The sequence below is a fragment of the uncultured Cedecea sp. genome (assembly GCF_947498825.1).
Lineage (GTDB): Bacteria > Pseudomonadota > Gammaproteobacteria > Enterobacterales > Enterobacteriaceae > JGM124.
The window spans coordinates 1-20,577 of the sequence record NZ_CANMLV010000012.1; the positions used below are offsets into that span (position 1 = coordinate 1).

Consider the following 20,577-nt stretch of genomic DNA (forward strand, 5'->3'; position numbering starts at 1 on the left):
CTAAACCGCACTGAAGATTATGCAAGAAGTGAGGTATTACAGGATAAACGCTATTTGTGCGGATGGCTTTCCAGTTCGCAGCCACCTGAGTTGCTTGCGGCCTCGCTGGCAGAACAGTGCAATCATGTCAGTGACGCTTTTTTGCCACTCTTTGAGCCGTTGTGTTTCGAATTGCTACAAACCACGAGAGCACAGAATGGAATGACCGGGAGTATCTGGCCAGTCAGTCATTGGTGGTATATGACGGTAGCGGGTGAACTGGCCTGTCAGTTGGGTAAAGAGCCGGTTGAACAATGGCGACTGAACTGGGGGGAGGAATGGGCTCAGCAAAATGTTCGTGCTATTGGCGATATACTGAAAATCTGGGGTGCCGTTAACGTTTCCCTGCCATCTGATGCTGCGATACAGGCCGCGACGATGTGGAAAAAAATGGCAAGCACGGGGCTGACTGATACCAGAGACAGCTATTTTTTAGCCGCCTACAGTCTGGGCATCGGGGTCGATATTGCGCAACATCCGGTAGTAAAAAATTTGATACAACAGGTGATTGCCGATCCTTCCCTGCGTTTATCCCAATGTCTACAGACGCTGCCAGATACGCTAAAGCAGGATATTAAAGCCGTAACCGGGAAGAACGAAAATAAAGGAGCACACCATCATGACGATGAATCAGTATGCTGAGGCCAGTGAACAAGCGGCATCAACACCATCAGGGTGTAAAGCCTGCCAGAGAACTGGCGTGCCCGTTTTTCCACTGCGTGTGGCGGCGGTGCCAAAAGCCCTGGTTAACTCGGGCTGGAAGCCTGTTGTTCCCAGGCAGAATGTCGAGCTGGCAGGAGGAGAATTTAAATATGCATTGCGTACTTTGCGGATGGGGTACTTATATGTCTTGCTGGATAAGACCTGTACGCCGCGCTGATGGCGTATAAAGTGATTGTGAGCGGCATGACGGCTGAAATGGATTATCAGAACCTGATGGGAAAGCGCGGGGATTCTGAAGATGCAGTAAAAATGCGCGTCAGATTACCGGGGTGTAACAGCACCGACTCCGCATGGGATCTTAAACTTGTGGCACAGGGCGATGGCGGGTCCAAGCCATTGCTGGTGAGTCAGTATGGTATAAAAGGCATTAAAGATAGCGCTTCTTCACTAACAGATGATGGCTCCCATATTCTGCGTCACCCCCGTCATCCAAGCCTTCCGTTAAATAATACGTTAACGCAGCGCTGGGATAGCAATGCCCTGGTGTTAGAAGGGCTGGCATGGGTCAGCACGCGTTACGGCCAGGCGATACTTAATATTGATTACTGGCCGGATAAAAACGATCCCCAGAGTCTGATGACACTGACCCTGAAGATTACCGATTAGGAAGGACAAGGATGAGTAAGAGAAAACGAAACTCAGCAAGGAATAAGAACACCCAAAACTCGGCAGTCAGTGAAAGCCAGCTCACCAGAAAAGATATCTTGCGCTATGCCACGCCAGAGCAACTCAAAGCCTCAGTCGACCACTATTTTTCACGTCAGCCCCTGCTTACGCCCCGGCTAAAAAACTGGGAAGAGGATTTGCCCGCAAATAGCGAGAAGCAGGTCGTTCCGGGGCAGCTCATACAGGTCACAGAGATTAATGACATCTGGATGGAGGTTCCCCGTTATGAAAATATCATGTGGGGCCTGGCATGGTTTGGCATTATAGCCTTGGTTATACCCTTTATTATTGTTATCGGTATGTCTATTGAGATTATTTTTTCACAGGATTTTAATTTATCTAATGGATATCATGTAGGCATTATTTCTATCTTATGGGGGGCGGAGTTTTTTTTGTTATCGATGATAATACTCTTTTTAAGAATGGCTTTATTTGTCCCGAGAAGCCAGCCTGTCCGGTTTAATCGTAAACGACAGAAGATTTATATTTTTGAGCACCACCGCAAAGCCTGGAATCCCTGGGCGAAATGGCCGACCACCGTCAGGGTGTTCGACTGGGCGGATATCCACGGCGAAATCAGTCATGAGACCGATCGCTTCGAGCAAGGGTTTCGCCTGTATGGCGCCATCTGTGAGCCCGGCACCCGGAAGGTGACCGAGCGTGTTATTTTAAATTATTCGATATATTACATACAGCTCCAGCGCGAGTTGTGGAGCCACTGGTGTCAGTATATGCAGCACCAGCCCGTGGTGATGGATCCGCTCTGTCCGCCGCCTGGTGATGGCAGACCTCAAAAAAAGGCAAAGTCACTCTGGCCGGAAGCCCTGGACAGAGAATCCAGAACGGCACCTGAATCGGATTTCTGAGCAATAATCGTGGCCCTGTTTTATATATTGTTGCCCGAAGAAAACCGATCCACAGAGTATGACTGTGCTTACCCTGAAAGCCACGGATCAGAAAGGACAAAATGAAAAAAGGAAAACGGAGTTCAAAAATAAATAAGAGGAAACGAAACTCAGGAAGGAATAAGAACACGCAAAATCCGGCAGTGAGTGAAAGCCAGCTCACCAGAAAAGATATCTTGCGCTATGCCACGCCAGAGCAACTCAAAGCCTCAGTCGACAACTATTTTTCACGCAAGCCTCTGCTTACGCCCCGGCTAAAAAACTGGGAAGAGGATTTGCCCGCAAATAATGAGAAGCAGGTCGTTCCGGGGCAGCTAATAGAGGTCACTGAGATTAATGATATCTGGATGGAAGTTCCCCGTTATGAAAATATTATGTGGGGGGGGGCATGGCTTGGCGTTATAGCCTCAATAGTGGTCTTTATTATGGCTATTGGTATGTCAATTGCTATGATTTTTTTACCTGATTTTAATTTTTCTAGTGGGTATGACATATCTATGATCGCTATCTTATGGGGGGGAGGGGGGATTTCTTTATCGATGCTAATACTCAATTTAAGAATGGCCTTATTTGTCCCGAGAAGCCAGCCTGTCCGGTTTAATCGTAAACGACAGAAGATTTATATTTTTGAGCACCACCGCAAAGCCTGGAATCCCTGGGCGAAATGGCCGACCACCGTCAGGGTGTTCGACTGGGCGGATATCCACGGCGAAATCAGTCATGAGACCGATCGCTTCGATCGGGGGTTTCGCCTGTATGGCGCCATCTGTGAGCCCGGCACTCTGAAAGTGACCGAGCGTGTTATTTTAAACCGGGCGATATTTTACATAGATTTCCAGCGTCAGTTATGGAGCCACTGGTGTCAGTATATGCAGCACCAGCCCGTGGTGATGGATCCGCTCTGTCCACCGCCTGGTGATGGCAGACCTCAAAAAAAGGCAAAGTCACTCTGGCCGGAAGCCCTGGACAGAGAATCCAGAACGGCACCTGAATCGGATTTCTGAGCAATAATCGTGGCCCTGTTTTATATATTGTTGCCCGAAGAAAACCGATCCACAGAGTATGACTGTGCTTACCCTGAAAGCCACGGATCAGAAAGGACAAAATGAAAAAAGGAAAACGGAGTTCAAAAATAAATAAGAGGAAACGAAACTCAGGAAGGAATAAGAACACGCAAAATCCGGCAGTGAGTGAAAGCCAGCTCACCAGAAAAGATATCTTGCGCTATGCCACGCCAGAGCAACTCAAAGCCTCAGTCGACGACTATTTTTCACGCAAGCCTCTGCTTACGCCCCGGCTAAAAAACTGGGAAGAGGATTTGCCCGCAAATAGCGAGAAGCAGGTCGTTCCGGGGCAGCTCATACAGGTCACAGAGATTAATGACATCTGGATGGAGGTTCCCCGCTATGAAAATACTATGTGGGGTCTGGAATGGTTTGGCGTTATAGCCTCGATATTAGCCTTTATTATTGTTATCGGTATGTCAATTGCCATTATTTTTTTACCTGATTTTAATTTTTCTAGTGGGTATGACATATCTATGATCGCTATTTTATGGGGGGGAGGGGGGATTTTTTTATCGATGCTAATACTCTTTTTAAGAATGGCTTTATTTGTCCCGAGAGACCAACCCATTAGATTTAATCGTAAGCGACAGAAGATTTATATTTTCGAACATCACCGTAAAGCCTGGAACCCCTGGGCGAAATGGCCGACCACCGTCAGGGTGTTCGACTGGGCGGATATCCACGGTGAAATCAGCCATGAGTCCGATCGCTTAGACCAGGGGTTTCGCCTGTATGGTGCCATCTGTAAGCCAGGTACCCTGAAAGTGACCGAGCGTGTTATTTTGAATTATTCGATATACTACATACAGCTCCAGCGCGAGTTGTGGAGCCACTGGTGTCAGTATATGCAGCACCAGCCCGTGGTGATGGATCCGCTCTGTCCACCGCCTGGTGATGGCAGACCTCAAAAAAAGGCAAAGTCACTCTGGCCGGAAGCCCTGGACAGAGAATCCAGAACGGCACCTGAATCGGATTTCTGAGCAATAATACTGGCCCTGTTTTATATATTGTTGCCCGAAGAAAACCGATCCACAGAGTATGACTGTGCTTACCCTGAAAGCCACGGATCAGAAAGGACAAAATGAAAAAAGGAAAACGGAGTTCAAAAATAAATAAGAGGAAACGAAACTCAGCCAGGAATAAGAACACGCAAAACCCGGCAGTGAGTGAAAGCCAGCTCACCATAAAAGATGTCTTGCGCTATGCCACGCCAGAGCAGATCAAAGCCTCAGTCGACCACTATTTTTCACGTCAGCCTCTGCTTACGCCCCGGCTAAAAAACTGGGAAGAGGATTTGCCCGCAAATAATGAGAAGCAAGTTGTTCCGGGACAGCTAATAGAGGTCACTGAGATTAACGACATTTGGATGGAAGTTCCCCGTTATGAAAATATTATGTGGGGCCTGGCATGGATTGGAGTTATTGCTTTGATAGTTCCCTTTATTATGGCTATCGGTATGTCTATTGAGATCATTCTTTTAGACCATTTTAATCTTTCCAATGGCTCTCATATATTTATGATTTCTGCCTTATGGGGGGGGGCATTTATTTTTTTATCGATGATAATACTCTTTTTAAGAATGGCCTTATTTGTCCCGAGAAGCCAGCCTGTCCGGTTTAATCGTAAGCGACAGAAAATTTATATTTTTGAACATCACCGCAAACCCTGGAATCCCTGGGCGAAATGGCCGACTACCGTCAGGGTGTTCGACTGGGCGGATATCCACGGTGAAATCAGTCATGAGTCCGATCGCTTCGATCGGGGTTTTCGCCTGTATGGCGCCATCTGTGAGCCCGGCACCCTGAAAGTGACTGAACGTTTTATTTTAAATCGGGCGATATTTTACATAGATTTCCAGCGTCAGTTATGGAGCCACTGGTGTCAGTATATGCAGCACCAGCCCGTGGTGATGGATCCGCTCTGTCCGCCGCCTGGTGATGGCAGACCTCAAAAAAAGGCAAAGTCACTCTGGCCGGAAGCCCTGGACAAAGAATCCAGAACGGCACCTGAATCGGATTTCTGAGCAATAATCGTGGCCCTGTTTTATATATTGTTGCCCGAAGAAAACCGATCCACAGAGTATGACTGTGCTTACCCTGAAAGCCAAGGTTCAGAAAGGACAAAATGAAAAAAGGAAAACGAAAATCAGCAAGGAATAAGAACACGCAAAACCCGGAAGTCAGTGAAAGCCAACTCACGATAAAAGATGTCTTGCGCTATGCCACGCCAGAGCAGATCAAAGCCTCAGTAGACCACTATTTTTCACGCAAGCCTCTGCTTACGCCCCGGCTAAAAAACTGGGAAGAGGATTTGCCCGCAAATAATGAGAAGCAGGTCGTTCCGGGGCAGCTCATACAGGTCACAGAGATTAATGACATTTGGATGGAGGTTCCCCGTTATGAAAATATTATGTGGGGTCTGGCATGGCTTAGCATTATCGTTCTGATAGTCCCCTTTATTATGGCTATTGGTATGCCAATTGCTATGATTTTTTCACACAATTTTAATTTATTTAATGGATATCAAATAGGTGCGATTTTTATATTATGGGGGGGGGCGTTTATTTTGTTATCGATGATAATACTCAATCTAAGAATGGCTTTATTTGTCCCGAGAAGCCAGCCTGTCCGGTTTAATCGTAAGCGACAGAAGATTTATATTTTTGAGCACCACCGTAAAGCCTGGAACCCCTGGGCGAAATGGCCGACCACCGTCAGGGTGTTCGACTGGGCGGATATCCACGGCGAAATCAGCCGTGAGACCGATCGCTTCGAGCAAGGGTTTCGCCTGTATGGCGCCATCTGCGAGCCCGGCACCCGGAAGGTGGCCGAGCGTGTTATTTTAAATTATTCGATATACTACATACAGCTCCAGCGTCAGTTATGGAGCCACTGGTGTCAGTATATGCAGCACCAGCCCGTGGTGATGGATCCGCTCTGTCCACCGCCTGGTGATGGCAGACCTCAAAAAAAGGCAAAGTCACTCTGGCCGGAAGCCCTGGACAGAGAATCCAGAACGGCGCCTGAATGAAAAATTCAATGAGCTGACAGCTGATTTTTGAAGCATAAATTCTAGCAAGAGTGGGTAGAACGAATGTTGAAGAACTGACTGCGCTATATTACCGACACGTGCAGCCAGCATTCTGCCAAGCTAAGCCAGGCAGATGCCGATTCCCGGATCTTATCCGGGCATCTGATACAGACCGATATGCAGATAAACCAGCTTCTGAACCGTTATGCGCTGATAAAGCAGCAGGCTGAAAAAACCTGATTAATGATAAGCTAATTGCCTCTACGCTGTTATTCCTGTCCCGCCAAATTTACAGCACTGATGATACTACTGGTGCTGTTCCATCGATTATTCTGATTGTCCGGACACAATTTTTCTATCGCAAATCTTATAGTGCAGTCCATCACAAAGGCATAAACTATGCCGCGCTCAATCAGGCGAACTCTCTGGTATCTTCAATTATTTTCAGGAATATCTACATGTCTGGCATGTTAACTTTTCTTCGTGTGTGCCTGTTGCTACTGGTGGCATTTGTGCCTCAGTGGTCTGTGGCGGCGAGCGATAGCGATAGCGCTCAGCAAAATGGCGATGTGTCAGTAAAGATTAATGCTGCTGTCGAACTGCCTAAGATGCAGAAAGTACTCGATAAGATTAAGCAGCAGGTTTCCGGTGAAACCAATGATACCCGACTTAAAGCCCTGAATGACTTGGCTCTCGAACTGTCCGGTACGGCAGATCGTCTGACTCAGGCGCTGACGTCCTTAAGCACGCAACTACAGGCTCAACTGGAAGTGCTTGGCCCGGTTCCGGCGGCGGACAGTGGGGTCAAAGAACTGGTGGATGTGACCAGTAAACGCAGTAAACTGGAAAATCAGAAGAGCAAAACAGACGAACAGATTAAACAGGCGGAGGCGATAAAATCTGGGGCAATAAATCTTTCTGCCCAAATTATTAACCTGCGCCGCGATGCGGTAAAAACCCAACTTGCGCTTAATGCTGGCAGCATTTTTAGCCCACGCTTTTGGGCTCCTCTTATCAATCCCCAAAGTGATGACAGCGATAAAATTAGCCGCTTTTTTGATGAGCTGACGTCATCAGCCGAGCTTTCCTTCGCGCCAGACTGGCTATTCGGTACTCTGGGCTGGATTTTGGCTGCCGGGCTGGTGGCGACTTTAGGTCGACGCTATCTTGAAGAGTTTCTCGCCTGGATAGGTATTCACCATTTACCGGAAGGGCGTTTACGTCGTAGTTTCCTGGCTGCCGCGACTGTGCTGACCACGCTGGCCGCTGTTGTGCTGGCATTTAATTTCCTCGATTTGGCATTTACCCGTAACGATGGGGTAGGGGAAGATGTCCGAGTCTTTGCCGATAAGCTGGTCGGACTGAGTATCTTCTGCGGATTGATTGCCGGCCTCGGGCGTGCTTTTCTCTCCACCCGCCGACCTTCCTGGCGTTTGCCACAAATCTCAGACCAGGTTGCGCTGGCATTAAAGCCCTTTCCACCTTTGACGGCGACGCTGGTATTTATCTTTCAGGCAGTGGAAAATTTTATCAGCAGTGCCAATACCAGCGTTTCAACCACGATTTTTGCTAACGGTATGACGGCATTGCTAATTGGTGCCACTGCTCTGGCTATCAGTATGCGCACCAATCTGGTTCGCCGACGTATGGTTCAGGAAGGGTTTCAGCCGGAAGCCCGGTCCACGCTGGTCGGGCTGATTCAGATGGCACTGACGTTGATTGGTTTTGCCATCATGGTTGCCCTGGTGATTGGCTATATTACCCTCGCACGTTTCCTTGCCTATGAGCTTATCTGGATGGGGATCGTCTTTGGTTTATTCTATATCTTCAGCCAGTTAATCGCAGATGCCTGCGAAAGCCTGTTTTCGACCAATAATGCGTCCGGCAAACGGATGCAGGCTTCTCTGAATATCAACGAGCGTTATCTTGGGCAAGTCGCTGTCTTGCTGAGTGCCATCGGAAAAACAGTGCTGCTGCTGGCGGCAATTATGGCTTTGCTGAATGGAACTCTGGGCAGTGCCACCCCTATTGAGTTGGTGCAGAAATCCATTGAGTTCTGGGGAGGGCAGGGCCTGGAGGCGATGAATATCGTTCCGGCACATGTGGTTAATGCCCTGCTTTGTCTGGCGATCGGCGGTTGGGGGCTTCGCTCGGTGAAGCGCTGGCTGGAAAACGACTTTCTGCCCAAAACGACGATGGACAGGGGAATACGCGTTTCGCTCATAACTCTGTTCAGCAATATTGGTTTTGTGTTGTTAATCTTGATGACGTTGTCGATTATGGGTCTGCAGTGGAACAAGCTGGCCTGGATTGTCAGTGCGCTGTCAGTCGGTATCGGTTTTGGTCTACAGGAAATAGTGAAAAACTTTATCTCTGGCCTGATCCTGTTGACTGAACGTCCGGTTAAAGTCGGTGACTTGGTCAGTATCAGCGGAATAGAGGGGGATATTCGCCGTATCAACGTACGTGCGACGGAGATCCAGCTCAGTGATAAGTCCACGGTTATCGTGCCTAACTCGCAGTTTATTTCACAAAATGTGCGCAATGTTACCATGGGCAATGCACAGGGGGTCGCGACGATAACCCTGACATTCCCACTGGATATCGATCCTGTACATGTACGCCAGCTATTGCTGGATGTCTACAATGATAATGAGCGTATTTTAGAGACACCAGAGCCGTCGGTATCCTTTAAGGATTTGACTGCGACCGGTATTATCATGTCGGTAACGGGGCAAGTGGCCAGCCCCAGACAGGTGAGCGGCGCAAAAAGCGATCTGCTTTTTGATATTCTTACTCGTCTGCGTAAAGAGGGCGTGATGCTCTCCTCGCCACAAACGATGATTATTGAACGTAAAGCAGGCAAGACTGAATTGCAGGAGATGCCTGAGTAATCGCCAGAGGGCCGCTACCGCTTGGGTAGCGGCCTGACCCGATTCAGAAACGCCAGGTCATCCCCACCACCGGACCACTGAGCAGGGTGTTGTACACATGCCCATTATGGTCATAATTCACCTTCAGAGCCTTATAGCCTGCTGATGCGGAAAGCGTATCGGTGAAAGAGTAGGTTGCACTGGCAAGCACTGACCAAGTGAGATCTGACCCCGCACCAAATCCACCGATATCCGCCTCAGACTGAACAGACCAGTTATCGCCGAGAGGGAAGAACGCCCTCATGCCAACTAACGGATCAACCCACTTAAAGTCTTCACTGTAAGATGCGGAGTGACTCCCTATTGCTGGATGACTGGTGGTCACGCTAACGCTATTGGAAATATGCCAGAAGCGCATGCCTCCCAGCATATCGAGGGTATACTCTGGCGTATCCAGTACGCGATACCCTCCGAGGAGTGTTGCCATAAATTGTGTGGAATCGACCTTTCCCTCTACATTGGCGCCTGCCGGAATCGTGATACCCAGCCCCGGAATCTGGAATGCAGACAGTGGACCACTAGCCCTGGCATCACGGGTATCGACATACATCAGGTTTCCGGAAAGTACAAAACGTTGCTGGCGTGCCCAGATATTCAGAAACCCGCCCACTCTGAGATGTTCCATTACATCAGAAAACGATTTATCAACATCCAGGGTTGATCCTCGCTGGAATGGCGACACTTTTCCGTTAAGGCTGGCTGCCCACAGGAAGGGGGTAACCTGTAAGGTCCAGTCAGGCTTTTTGCGGGGTTCCTGCGCTTGTTCGGGGGGCGTTGCTATGGCTGACGCGGCCTGGATAGCGTAGAGGGACAGGGCGATGAAAAGTGGCAGTCGGTACAAAGTCTCTCTCCTTTTTATTTACGGGAATAGATAAACAAGCCACTTATCCATCCGGTCTTTTTTAGCTTACTATACTTACAGAAGTGAAACCCGCAAAATCAAAATGAGATAAGATCCATGATATTGAAAAAAAATTCATTTCTCTCCACCTGTAGCGTCGCGCTTCTGTGTGCCGGCATGTTGATACCAACGGTTGAGGCCTGTACACGGCTGGTGTATCTCGGTGCCAATGACCAGGTGATTACCGCGCGTTCTATGGACTGGAAGGTGGATGTGGGGACCAATCTCTGGGTATTCCCACGAGGCATGGAACGAAGCGGAGAAGCCGGTAAAAATTCGGCAACCTGGAAATCAAAATACGGCAGCGTTATCGCTTCCGGCTATGATATTTCCACCACCGATGGGATGAATGAAGCCGGGCTGGTCGCCAATGTGCTGTGGCTGGTCGAGTCGTCCTATCCGGCACCGGATGCGCAAAAACCGGGCCTGACAATTGCGGCCTGGGCGCAGTATGTGCTGGATAACTTCGCCACTGTACAGGAAGCAGTGGACGTTCTGAGTAAAGAACCGTTCAGCATTGTCACTGATAATGTACCGGGGGAAGAGCGTCTGGCGACTTTGCACCTTTCATTGTCAGATGCCAGCGGTGACAGTGCCATTATTGAGTATATCGACGGTAAGCAGGTTATCCACCATAGCCGTAGCTATCAGGTAATGACGAATTCGCCGACGTTTGAGAAACAACTGGTGATCGATGAGTACTGGAAGCAGATTGGCGGAACCGTGATGCTGCCAGGCAGTAATAATGCGACTGACCGCTTTGCCCGAGCAGCTTTCTACGTGAACGCGATCCCGAAATCCGAGGATCGGGTGGAGGCGATTGCCAGTACCTTCAGTGTGATCCGTAATGTGTCAGTTCCTTATGGTATTTCAACGCCGGATCAACCGAATATTTCCTCTACGCGCTGGCGTACGGTAGCCGATCAGAAGAATCGGGTTTACTTTTTCGAGTCCGCGCTTACGCCTAACGTCTTCTGGACCGATCTGAAAACACTCGATTTTTCTGAGAAAACCGGCAAAGTGATGAAGCTGGATCTGGGGCCGAATCAGACCCATGTTTACGCCGGAAATGCCAACGGGCATTATAAAGAGGCAAAACCCTTTAAATTCCTCGGCGTGTAAGTGGGGGATTTATGCGTTACCGGTCTGTATTACGCAGACCGGTGACCTTTTTATTTTTATAATATTTATATGAATTAACTTGTTGAGCCAGCGCTGCTGCCGATGGCCACGCCTCCTCATCTTACCAGTGGAACATACTGGTTTTGTGCACAATTTCCTCTCCTATATTCTCTCTGTTTCCTGGTTCAAAGTGATCATGTTAACAATCTGGTGTAAATGTCCTGCTATTGTTTGTTTTTGTGTCAAGATTGTTAAATGTAAGGTGTTTAATGGATACAAAACGTAACAATCCCTACAATTAATACGGACAATAATTATGAATAATTCAGGAAAGTACCTTATGTGGGCGCTACTCTCCGTTATCGGAGCGTTCGCCCTTGGCTATATTGCACTAAACCGGGGAGAGCAAATTAACGCCCTGTGGATCGTCGTCGCTTCCGTGTGCGTTTATCTTATCGCCTACCGTTTCTATGGAAGATATATCGCGAAAAATGTCTTACAGGTCGATCCCACAAGGATGACACCTGCGATTAAACATAATGACGGACTCGATTATGTTCCGACCGACAAAAAAGTCCTCTTTGGACATCACTTTGCAGCGATCGCAGGTGCGGGTCCCTTGGTGGGGCCGGTGCTTGCAGCCCAGATGGGCTATCTGCCGGGAATGATTTGGCTGCTTGCAGGTGTGGTGCTGGCAGGAGCCGTGCAGGACTTTATGGTTCTGTTTGTTTCTACTCGTCGGGATGGTCGCTCACTGGGGGAGCTGGTGCGTGAAGAAATGGGGCCTACTGCCGGGGTACTGGCACTGATTGCCACCTTTATGATCATGGTTATCATCCTCGCGGTGCTGGCAATGATCGTGGTGAAAGCGCTGGCCCATAGTCCGTGGGGGACGTATACCGTCGCATTCACCATTCCGCTGGCGCTATTTATGGGGATATATATTCGCTATCTGCGCCCTGGACGTATCGGTGAAGTTTCGGTGATTGGCCTGGTATTACTGGTGTTTGCCATTATTTCCGGGGGTTGGGTTGCCGAAAGTGAAACCTGGGCGCCGTGGTTTGACTATACCGGGGTTCAGTTAACCTGGATGCTGGTAGGGTATGGTTTTGTCGCTTCCGTACTGCCAGTGTGGCTGCTGTTAGCACCGAGAGACTATCTGTCAACCTTCCTGAAAATTGGCACAATCGTTGGCCTTGCCATCGGCATTTTGATTATGCGCCCAACGCTCAGTATGCCCGCCCTGACAAAATTTATTGATGGCAGCGGTCCGGTGTGGGCAGGCGATCTGTTCCCGTTCTTGTTTATTACTATTGCCTGTGGGGCGGTATCCGGTTTCCACGCTCTGATTTCATCGGGGACTACGCCGAAAATGCTCGCCAGTGAAGGCCAGGCCTGTTTTATCGGCTACGGCGGTATGTTGATGGAGTCCTTTGTCGCGATTATGGCATTGGTGGCAGCCTGTATCATCGATCCGGGTGTCTATTTTGCCATGAACAGTCCGATGGCCGTTTTGGCTCCTGCGGGTACTGTTGATGTTGTCGCATCTGCCGCGCAAGTGGTGAGTTCCTGGGGCTTTGTGGTGACTCCGGACTTACTTCATCAAATTGCCAACGAAGTGGGTGAGCAGTCTATTATCTCCCGCGCAGGTGGGGCGCCTACGCTTGCCGTCGGTATGGCATATATCCTCCACGGTGCGCTAGGGGGGCTGATGGATGTCTCCTTCTGGTATCACTTCGCGATTCTCTTTGAAGCCCTGTTTATCCTGACCGCGGTGGATGCCGGAACCCGTGCCGCACGCTTTATGCTGCAAGATCTGCTGGGCGTTGTCAGCCCAGGGCTGAAACGTACTGACTCGCTACCGGCTAACCTCTTAGCCACTGCGTTATGTGTACTGGCCTGGGGATATTTTCTGCACCAAGGGGTGGTTGACCCTCTGGGCGGTATCAATACCTTATGGCCATTGTTTGGTATCGCGAACCAAATGCTGGCCGGAATGGCACTGATGCTCTGTGCGGTCGTTCTGTTTAAAATGAAACGTCAGCGCTATGCATGGGTAGCTTTGGTTCCGACGGCTTGGCTGTTAATTTGTACCTTGACCGCGGGCTGGCAGAAATCATTCAGCCCGGACACTAAACTGGGTTTCCTGGCGATTGCTAACAAATTCCAGGCGATGATTGATAGTGGTAATATCCCACCACAATATACCGAGTCACAGCTTGCCCAGCTGGTATTCAATAACCGTCTGGATGCAGGTTTGACTATCTTCTTTATGGTGGTGGTGATTGTCCTGGCTGTATTTGCTATCAAAACAGCTCTGGCAGCCTTAAAGACAGACAAACCGACTTCAAAAGAGACACCGTACGAACCGATGCCGGCAGACGCTGCCCATTTGAATGGTTCAACAAATCGTACGCATTGAGGTAATATGTCACCCGACCTGCCAGATACAGGTCGGGTTTACTGAAAAGGACAAAAATGATGTTTGATGCGCTCTCTAAAGCAGGAAAATACCTCGGCCATGCCGCTAAAATGATGGTTGGTGTACCGGATTACGAGAATTATGTGGAACATATCCGCATCACTCATCCCGAGCAGACGCCGATGACCTATGAAGAGTTTTTCCGCGACAGGCAGGATGCGCGTTACGGCGGAAAGGGCGGGGCAAAGTGTTGTTGATGGCCAGGACAGGCGGTGTATGGTGAAAAGCGTTCCTGCCGCCACCTCGACTTATTTCATTTTACAGGCGATAGCAGAGAATATCGCGTTCTTAAGTCTGCCTGAAATCCCCTCTGCCGTACTCTTCGATTAGCCTCTGGTTCTCTGTCTGTTTAACGCCTTTCGATTGCGGATAAGAACAATCCTCAGCGGCGGTGTTTTTTACGCTGATATGGCTGACAGGTTATTGTCATTTATTCCTTCACTGGATGGCGATATACCCAGCGCTAAACAGCCTCACAGCCTTGTTCCGATACCATTCAGGCTGAATGAACGGGTTAACAGCAGTCTGAACATTGCGTTTATCCGATGGTTTATTGTACGTTCAGTGCCTATACTATAGGCATGATATGGTAATAGAAAAAATAAAGTAAAAACTATTCATATCAAATCGTTAATTAATCATAAAATATTGCTTTGGGTCATGGGCAATAGGATCAGGGATACTGCCGCAGATGGATTTACTCAGATTTTTGCTCCGTTTACCTTTTACCTTAATAAAAGGCTTCTTTTGCCTGCTGGCTTTTATTTTTAGTCTGTCAGGGCGTCTCGTAAAACCCGTTGTGGGCAATATTGCCTGGCATCCTCCCCGCTGGTGGCCGGTCGTGTCCGGTTTCCTGACTCGCGGTTTTAAGCGTATGGAGCGCGGGGTAGATAAATACCCGAAAACGGTTTCTCTGGCGATTCTGCTGTTGCTTGGCGCAGCAGGGGCGGGGGTCTATGGCTGGCACTGGTGGCTGAATCGCCCGCAACCTATTGAACCGGCACCGATGGTGTACCAAAAAGCCAGTGTGCGGGTCAGAGGCCCGGAAACAATCCATTATACGGAGCAAAAGCCGGCCCCTCAGCAGGTTGTTTTTACTTTTAATCACTCGGTCGCCCCCATCACGGATATCGACAAAGTGGTGGAAAAGGGCATTGCGTTAAATCCCGCGGTGGCAGGTGAATGGAAATGGGTCACTGGCGACAGGCTGGTATTCACGCCAAAACAGCCCTTGCCGATGGGGGCAAGCTATCGCGTTAATTTCTCTCCCAAGGTTTTACTCGCGCCGCAAATTCAGCTGCAGAAGACAGAGTATGAATTCAGTGCGCCAGCCTTCGGTTATCAGTTAAATCATTCGGAGTATTATCAGGATCCGCAGGACCCTCAAAAGCGCAGCGCAATCTTTAACGTCAGGTTTAATGCCCCGGTGGATGTGGCCAGTTTTGAGAAAAATATCGCTCTTGGTTTGAGGGAAGGTAAAGGGAAAACCGAATCAAAACTCAAGTATTCCGTGGTCTTTGATCAGAAAAAACTCAATGCCTGGGTGCATTCTGAACCGCTGAAACCCCTTGATTACGGCGGTTCTGTGCATATGACGATAGCCCAGGGCGTGAAGGCATCAGTCGCCTCCAATGCCACAACTCAGTCGCGCAGTGCCAGTGTTTCGGTACCGAATCTTTATAGTCTGAAGGTGGATAATATCAGTGCCCAGCTGGTTGCCAGTGATGGCGCGAAAGGGCAGCCTGTGCTGGTTATTGATTTCAGTGATGCAGTAAAGGACAAAGATATCCGCCGGGCAGTAAAAGCCTGGTTGCTGCCGCAGCATAATCCTGATGATACAGAGGCCGGCACCGGCGTGGATGATTACGCCAGCTGGGATGTCGGGCGTATCGACAATAGCGTACTTGCCCAGTCCAAACCGCTTAACATCCAACTGAACGAAGGCGAAAACGACTATCAGCCGCAATTTAGTTTCCAGTTTGATGCGCCTGCCCGGCGCTCTCTGCTGGTGGAGATTGATAATGTACTGACCTCTTCCGGTGGCTATAAAATGCCGGAAAAACGTTACCTGATTGTGAGTGTTCCGGAATATCCGAAGTCTTTGCAATTTATGTCGCAGGGGTCATTGCTGTCAGTGAAGGGTGACAAGCAAATTAGCGTGACGGCGCGCAACGTGCCGGGAATGCGCCTGGACATTAAACGGGTGATCCCAAGCCAGTTGCAACATATCGTGTCATTTAAAAGCCGCAAGTATTCATCGACGGATTTTAATCGCCTGAGCGATGAGTATTTTACTGAGCATTTTACCTATCAGAGCGCGGTAAATAACGACAATCCCGGTGAAATTCATTACCAGGGCATCGATCTTTCCCGCTATCTGACAACAGACCCCGCTTCGCATCGCGGCGTCTTCCTGCTGACACTTTCTGCGTGGGATCCGAACAAGGGGGAAGATAGCGCGGGTAATAATGAAGAACGGTCGTATCAGGAGGAGAGTGAAGAGCAGCCGGTCGGGGATTCACGCTTTGTTGTCGTGACCGATCTGGGCATTATTGCCAAGCGTTCGCAGGATAAAAACCGCGATATATTTGTTCAGTCGATTCACCATGGCACGCCAGTCAGCGCTGCCAAAGTCTCGGTTATTGGTAAAAATGGTGTCGCGTTACTGACGCAAACGACGGGGGATGACGGCCATGTACGTTTTCCGTCGCTGGATGTGTACACCAGTGAGCGTACTCCCGTCATGTTCCTGGTTGAAAAAGAAGGTGATGTATCGTTCCTGCCTGTTGACTATAGCAATGACAGATGGCTCGATTTCTCGCGCTTTAATGTGGGCGGGGATGCCACGCCGAGCGATCCTCGTACATTGAGCAGTTATCTGTTCTCTGACAGAGGCGTTTATCGCCCTGGCGATACATTCCATATTGGTTTGATCACCCGTGCGGCGAGCTGGAGCACAGGTCTGGCGGGCGTACCGGTGCGTGCTGAAATCCACGATCCGCGCGATAAACTGATGCGCACTGTGCCCCTGACTCTCGGTTCTGCAGGCTTTAATGAACTGAGCTACACTACGGATGAAAATTCACCTACCGGTGAGTGGAATGTCTATCTGTATCTGTCAGGCAAAAATAATGAGTATCCCGTGTTGCTCGGGCATACCGCTGTTAATGTGAAAGAGTTCGAGCCGGATCGGCTCAAAGTAAAACTGCAGCTGACACCCGAACGTAAACAGGGTTGGGTTAAACCTTCGGAGCTACAGGCCAGTATTGATGTGCAGAACCTGTTTGGTACACCCGCGCAGGATCGTCGTGTCGCATCCCGACTGACGTTACGCCCCATGTATCCCAGCTTTGATGCCTTCCCGGACTATGCTTTTTATGAAAATAACCGCAACAGCGATGGGTTTGAAACTGAGCTGGAAGACAGCACAACAGATGAAAACGGTCGCGCAGACATTGCGCTGGATCTGAAAAATTATGCGGATGCCACCTATCAACTGCAGCTGTTGTCAGAAGCCTTTGTGGCAGGCGGTGGACGTTCAGTTTCCGCGGCGGCACGAGTGCTGGTTTCACCTTATGATTATCTGATTGGCGTGAAAGCGGATGGTGATTTGGGCTATATCAATCGCGATGCGCTTCGCCATCTGAATATCATTGCGATTAACCCGCAGCTGCAACAAATTGCTCTGCCTGATTTGAAAGTGGTGTTAATCGAACAAAAATATATTTCGGTGCTGACTCAGCTGGATTCTGGTGTCTATAAATATCAGTCCAAACTCAAGGAAGTGCCGCTATCAGAACAGCCGCTTTCGCTCTCTGAGCAGGGCAGTGATCTGATACTGGCAACAGATAAACCGGGCGATTTTGTGCTGGCGCTGGAAGATGCGCAAGGCACAGTGCTTAACCGTATCTCTTATACCGTTGCGGGTAATGCGAACCTCAGCCGTTCGCTGGATCGTAACGCCGAGCTTAAGATCAAACTCAATAAGGCGGAGTACCTGCCAAATGAGGAAATAGAGATAGCCATCAATGCGCCTTATACCGGCAGCGGGTTGATTACTATCGAAAAAGACAAAGTGTATCGCTGGCAATGGTTCTCTACCGATACCACCAGTTCTGTGCAGAAAATCCGTCTGCCTGCTGATATGGAAGGTAACGGCTATATTAATGTTCAGTTTGTACGCGATGTGAACTCGAATGAAATCTTTATGAGCCCACTCAGTTATGGCGTTATGCCATTTAAGATTGGGACTCAAGCGCGCCAGAGCACCCTGGAGGTGAGCGTTCCGGAAGTGATTAAACCGGGTGAAAATCTGGCGATGACGGTAACCACAGAAGAGCCGCAACAGGTGGCGCTGTTTGCCGTGGATGAAGGTATTTTACAGGTAGCCCGTTATCGTTTAACCGATCCGCTGGACTATTTCTTCCGCAAACGCTCACTGGATGTGGAGAGTTCGCAAATTCTCGATCTGATCCTGCCGGAATTCAGTAAGTTAATGCAGCTGACAGCGGCACCGGGTGGCGATGGTGGTGAAGGGATCGATCTGAATGTTAATCCGTTCAAACGTAAACGGGATAAACCGGTTGCTTACTGGTCCGGGATAACCGAAGTCAATGGCAAGCAGCAGTTTGACTATCCGGTGCCGGACTATTTCAACGGTAAAATTCGCGTCATGGCGATTGCCGTGACACCGGAAAAAATCGGTAAAGCACAGACTGCTGTGACCGTACGCGACAACTTTATCATGACGCCAAACGTACCGGCGATGGTCGCACCGGGTGATGAGTTTGATATCAGTGTCGGCGTAAGCAATAACCTTGAAGAGTTGGGCGGCAAGCCTGTGGACATTAATGTCCATCTCACCGTACCGCCGTCACTGGAAGTTATAGGTGAAGCCGACCGGGCCCTGTCGCTGGCTGAAAAACGCGAAGGCGTGGTGAATTTCCGTCTGCGGGCGAATGCCGTGTTGGGTGATGCGCCCCTGATTTTTGACGCACAATACCTGGATAAAACCAGTCGTCGTACTGTCAGTACCTCAGTACGTCCGGCAATGCCGTACCGTACCCAATCGGTGATGGGGCGTATGAGTGGTAGTCGCCAGGAGATTGATAATTTACGCCAGATGTTTGACGCCTACGCGGTGCGTACTGCGGCGGTTTCTAACTCGCCTCTGGTGCTGACTAACGGGCTTGCTCAGTACCTTGAAGATTATCCTTATTATTGCTCTGAACAGATTGTCAGCCGTTCCATTCCCCTGATCCTCGCAGGCCAGCATCCGGAAATGCGCGGTGTGCAGAGTCAGACGGAAAACAGCAAAAAACTGAACGAAATGCTGGCTGTTCTGCGTTCACGCCAGAATGATAGCGGTGCAGTGGGTATGTGGCGATCGTCTCCGCAAACCGATCCGTTCGTCACACCTTATGTGGTGCAGTATCTGCTGGAAGCTAAAGCAGCAGGTGTCACCTTGCCACAGGGTATGCTGGATGAAGCCAATGCGGCCCTGCGTGAACTGGCCGTCAGCCGCTATGATGATTTATATTCTCTGCGTTTACGCAGTTGGGCAATTTATCTGCTGACGCGCCAGGGTATTATCACCACCAGTGCGCTGGCATCGGTTCAGGACAAGCTACAGCAGCTTTATCCGGAGCGCTGGAAAACCGATCTCAGTGCGCTGTATCTGGCATCCTCTTATCGTATGTTAAAAATGGACGAGGAGGCCACCCGGCTTTTACAACCGACCTGGCAGCAATTGAATCAGGCATACGATAAAGGCTGGTGGACACAAAATTACTTTGACCCACTGGTTCAGGATGCGACGAGACTGTATCTGATCACGCGTCACTTCCCGGAAAAGGTGTCTGCTATTCCACCTCAGGTACTGGAAAACATGGTCAAGTTGCTGAAAGAAGATCGTTATACAACCTACTCTTCTGCGATGAGTATCCTGGCGCTGGAAAGTTATTCCTCGCAGGTCGCGGCCGAAGCCGCGTCCCCGGATGCGCTGAAAATCTTCCAGATCGATAAAACGGAAGGCGTCGAGCCACAGCTGATTTCCAGCCTGCAGGGATTACTGGCAAAAGCCAATTTCACGGCGGATGCTGAGCGTCTGCGTATTCAAAACGACAATAACGCACCTGCATGGTATGTGGTGACAGAGGCCGGTTTCAGCCTTGCGGCACCGAAAGAAGCCCTTTCGCGCGGACTGGAGATTACCCGCGATTACACGAATGAACAGGGTAAACCGGTAACTCAGGTTATGCTGGGTGAGACAATTAACGTACACCTGAAAGTGCGGGCTAATTCGCAAGAAGGGCAGGATAATTTAGCGATTGTTGATTTGCTACCCGGCGGATTTGAAGTGGTACAACAAACCCCACCGCAGGCGAGCAGCGGCGAAGAAGACAACAGTGATTCAGAAGAAGGGGGAGATTCAGCATCCTGGCAGTCACCCCTTGCTGCGGAGGGATCAACCTGGGCGCCGGATTACAGCGATATTCGTGAAGATCGTGTGGTGATTTACGGTAGTGCCAGCACTGATGTGCAGGAATTTATCTATCAAATCAAGGCGACGAATACAGGAAGCTTCACCATCCCACCTGCCTATGGTGAAGCGATGTATAACCGTGAAGTGCAGGCATTGTCCGTAAGTGACAAAAAATTGGTGGTAGTGCCAGCCGAAGAGTCGGTTGTTGTTAAAAAATAGTTGGCT

14 protein-coding genes are annotated in these 20,577 nt (G+C 49.6%); 13 read left to right on the plus strand and 1 reads right to left on the minus strand.

The window, feature by feature from the left end:
• The 9 genes from Q1A40_RS13475 to Q1A40_RS13515 form a co-directional block, all read left to right on the plus strand.
• Positions 1-681: hypothetical protein (locus Q1A40_RS13475; protein ID WP_300000901.1), on the plus strand; the 681-nt coding region annotated here is incomplete at its 5' end.
• A complete protein-coding gene (locus tag Q1A40_RS13480) occupies positions 659-919 on the plus strand; it encodes a toxin VasX (protein ID WP_300000903.1) in 261 nt (86 codons plus the stop codon). The genes Q1A40_RS13475 and Q1A40_RS13480, both read left to right, overlap by 23 nt.
• Positions 919-1,368: a hypothetical protein gene (locus Q1A40_RS13485; RefSeq protein ID WP_300000905.1), complete on the plus strand. Its 450-nt coding sequence runs from the start codon at positions 919-921 to the stop codon at positions 1,366-1,368. The genes Q1A40_RS13480 and Q1A40_RS13485 overlap by 1 nt, the downstream gene beginning before the upstream one ends.
• An 11-nt stretch (positions 1,369-1,379) precedes the next feature.
• Positions 1,380-2,294, plus strand: a complete 915-nt coding sequence (locus Q1A40_RS13490; RefSeq protein WP_300000906.1) for a DUF6708 domain-containing protein — start codon at positions 1,380-1,382, stop codon at positions 2,292-2,294.
• A gap of 101 nt (positions 2,295-2,395) precedes the next feature.
• The gene (locus Q1A40_RS13495) at positions 2,396-3,337 is read left to right on the plus strand and encodes a DUF6708 domain-containing protein (RefSeq protein WP_300000908.1); all 942 of its coding nucleotides are present in this window, start codon (positions 2,396-2,398) and stop codon (positions 3,335-3,337) included.
• Between the two features lie 101 nt (positions 3,338-3,438).
• On the plus strand, positions 3,439-4,380 hold the full coding sequence (locus tag Q1A40_RS13500; RefSeq protein WP_300000909.1) for a DUF6708 domain-containing protein: 942 nt from the start codon (positions 3,439-3,441) through the stop codon (positions 4,378-4,380).
• 101 nt (positions 4,381-4,481) lie between these two features.
• Complete coding sequence (locus Q1A40_RS13505; RefSeq protein WP_300000910.1) at positions 4,482-5,423, plus strand: DUF6708 domain-containing protein; 942 nt, start codon at positions 4,482-4,484, stop codon at positions 5,421-5,423.
• 101 nt (positions 5,424-5,524) lie between these two features.
• Entirely contained in the window at positions 5,525-6,430 is a 906-nt protein-coding gene (locus tag Q1A40_RS13510) for a DUF6708 domain-containing protein (protein ID WP_300000912.1), read from the plus strand.
• A 458-nt stretch (positions 6,431-6,888) separates the two neighbouring features.
• Entirely contained in the window at positions 6,889-9,324 is a 2,436-nt protein-coding gene (locus Q1A40_RS13515) for a DUF3772 domain-containing protein (protein WP_300000914.1), read from the plus strand.
• A 43-nt stretch (positions 9,325-9,367) separates the two neighbouring features.
• On the opposite strand, the gene Q1A40_RS13520 is transcribed toward Q1A40_RS13515, so the two are convergent.
• A complete protein-coding gene (locus Q1A40_RS13520) occupies positions 9,368-10,204 on the minus strand; it encodes a hypothetical protein (protein ID WP_300000916.1) in 837 nt (278 codons plus the stop codon).
• 177 nt (positions 10,205-10,381) lie between these two features.
• On the opposite strand from Q1A40_RS13520, the gene Q1A40_RS13525 reads away from it, so the two are divergent.
• The 4 genes from Q1A40_RS13525 to Q1A40_RS13540 all read left to right on the plus strand — a co-directional run bounded on the left by Q1A40_RS13525 (position 10,382) and on the right by Q1A40_RS13540 (position 20,571).
• Complete coding sequence (locus tag Q1A40_RS13525) at positions 10,382-11,386, plus strand: linear amide C-N hydrolase (protein WP_300001068.1); 1,005 nt, start codon at positions 10,382-10,384, stop codon at positions 11,384-11,386.
• Between the two features lie 316 nt (positions 11,387-11,702).
• On the plus strand, positions 11,703-13,808 hold the full coding sequence (cstA, locus tag Q1A40_RS13530; RefSeq protein ID WP_300000918.1) for a pyruvate/proton symporter CstA: 2,106 nt from the start codon (positions 11,703-11,705) through the stop codon (positions 13,806-13,808).
• A 59-nt stretch (positions 13,809-13,867) separates the two neighbouring features.
• Complete coding sequence (locus tag Q1A40_RS13535) at positions 13,868-14,065, plus strand: YbdD/YjiX family protein (RefSeq protein WP_300001070.1); 198 nt, start codon at positions 13,868-13,870, stop codon at positions 14,063-14,065.
• 494 nt (positions 14,066-14,559) lie between these two features.
• Positions 14,560-20,571, plus strand: coding sequence for an MG2 domain-containing protein (locus Q1A40_RS13540; RefSeq protein ID WP_300000920.1), 6,012 nt, complete (start codon positions 14,560-14,562; stop codon positions 20,569-20,571).
• Positions 20,572-20,577: the final 6 nt, after the last annotated feature.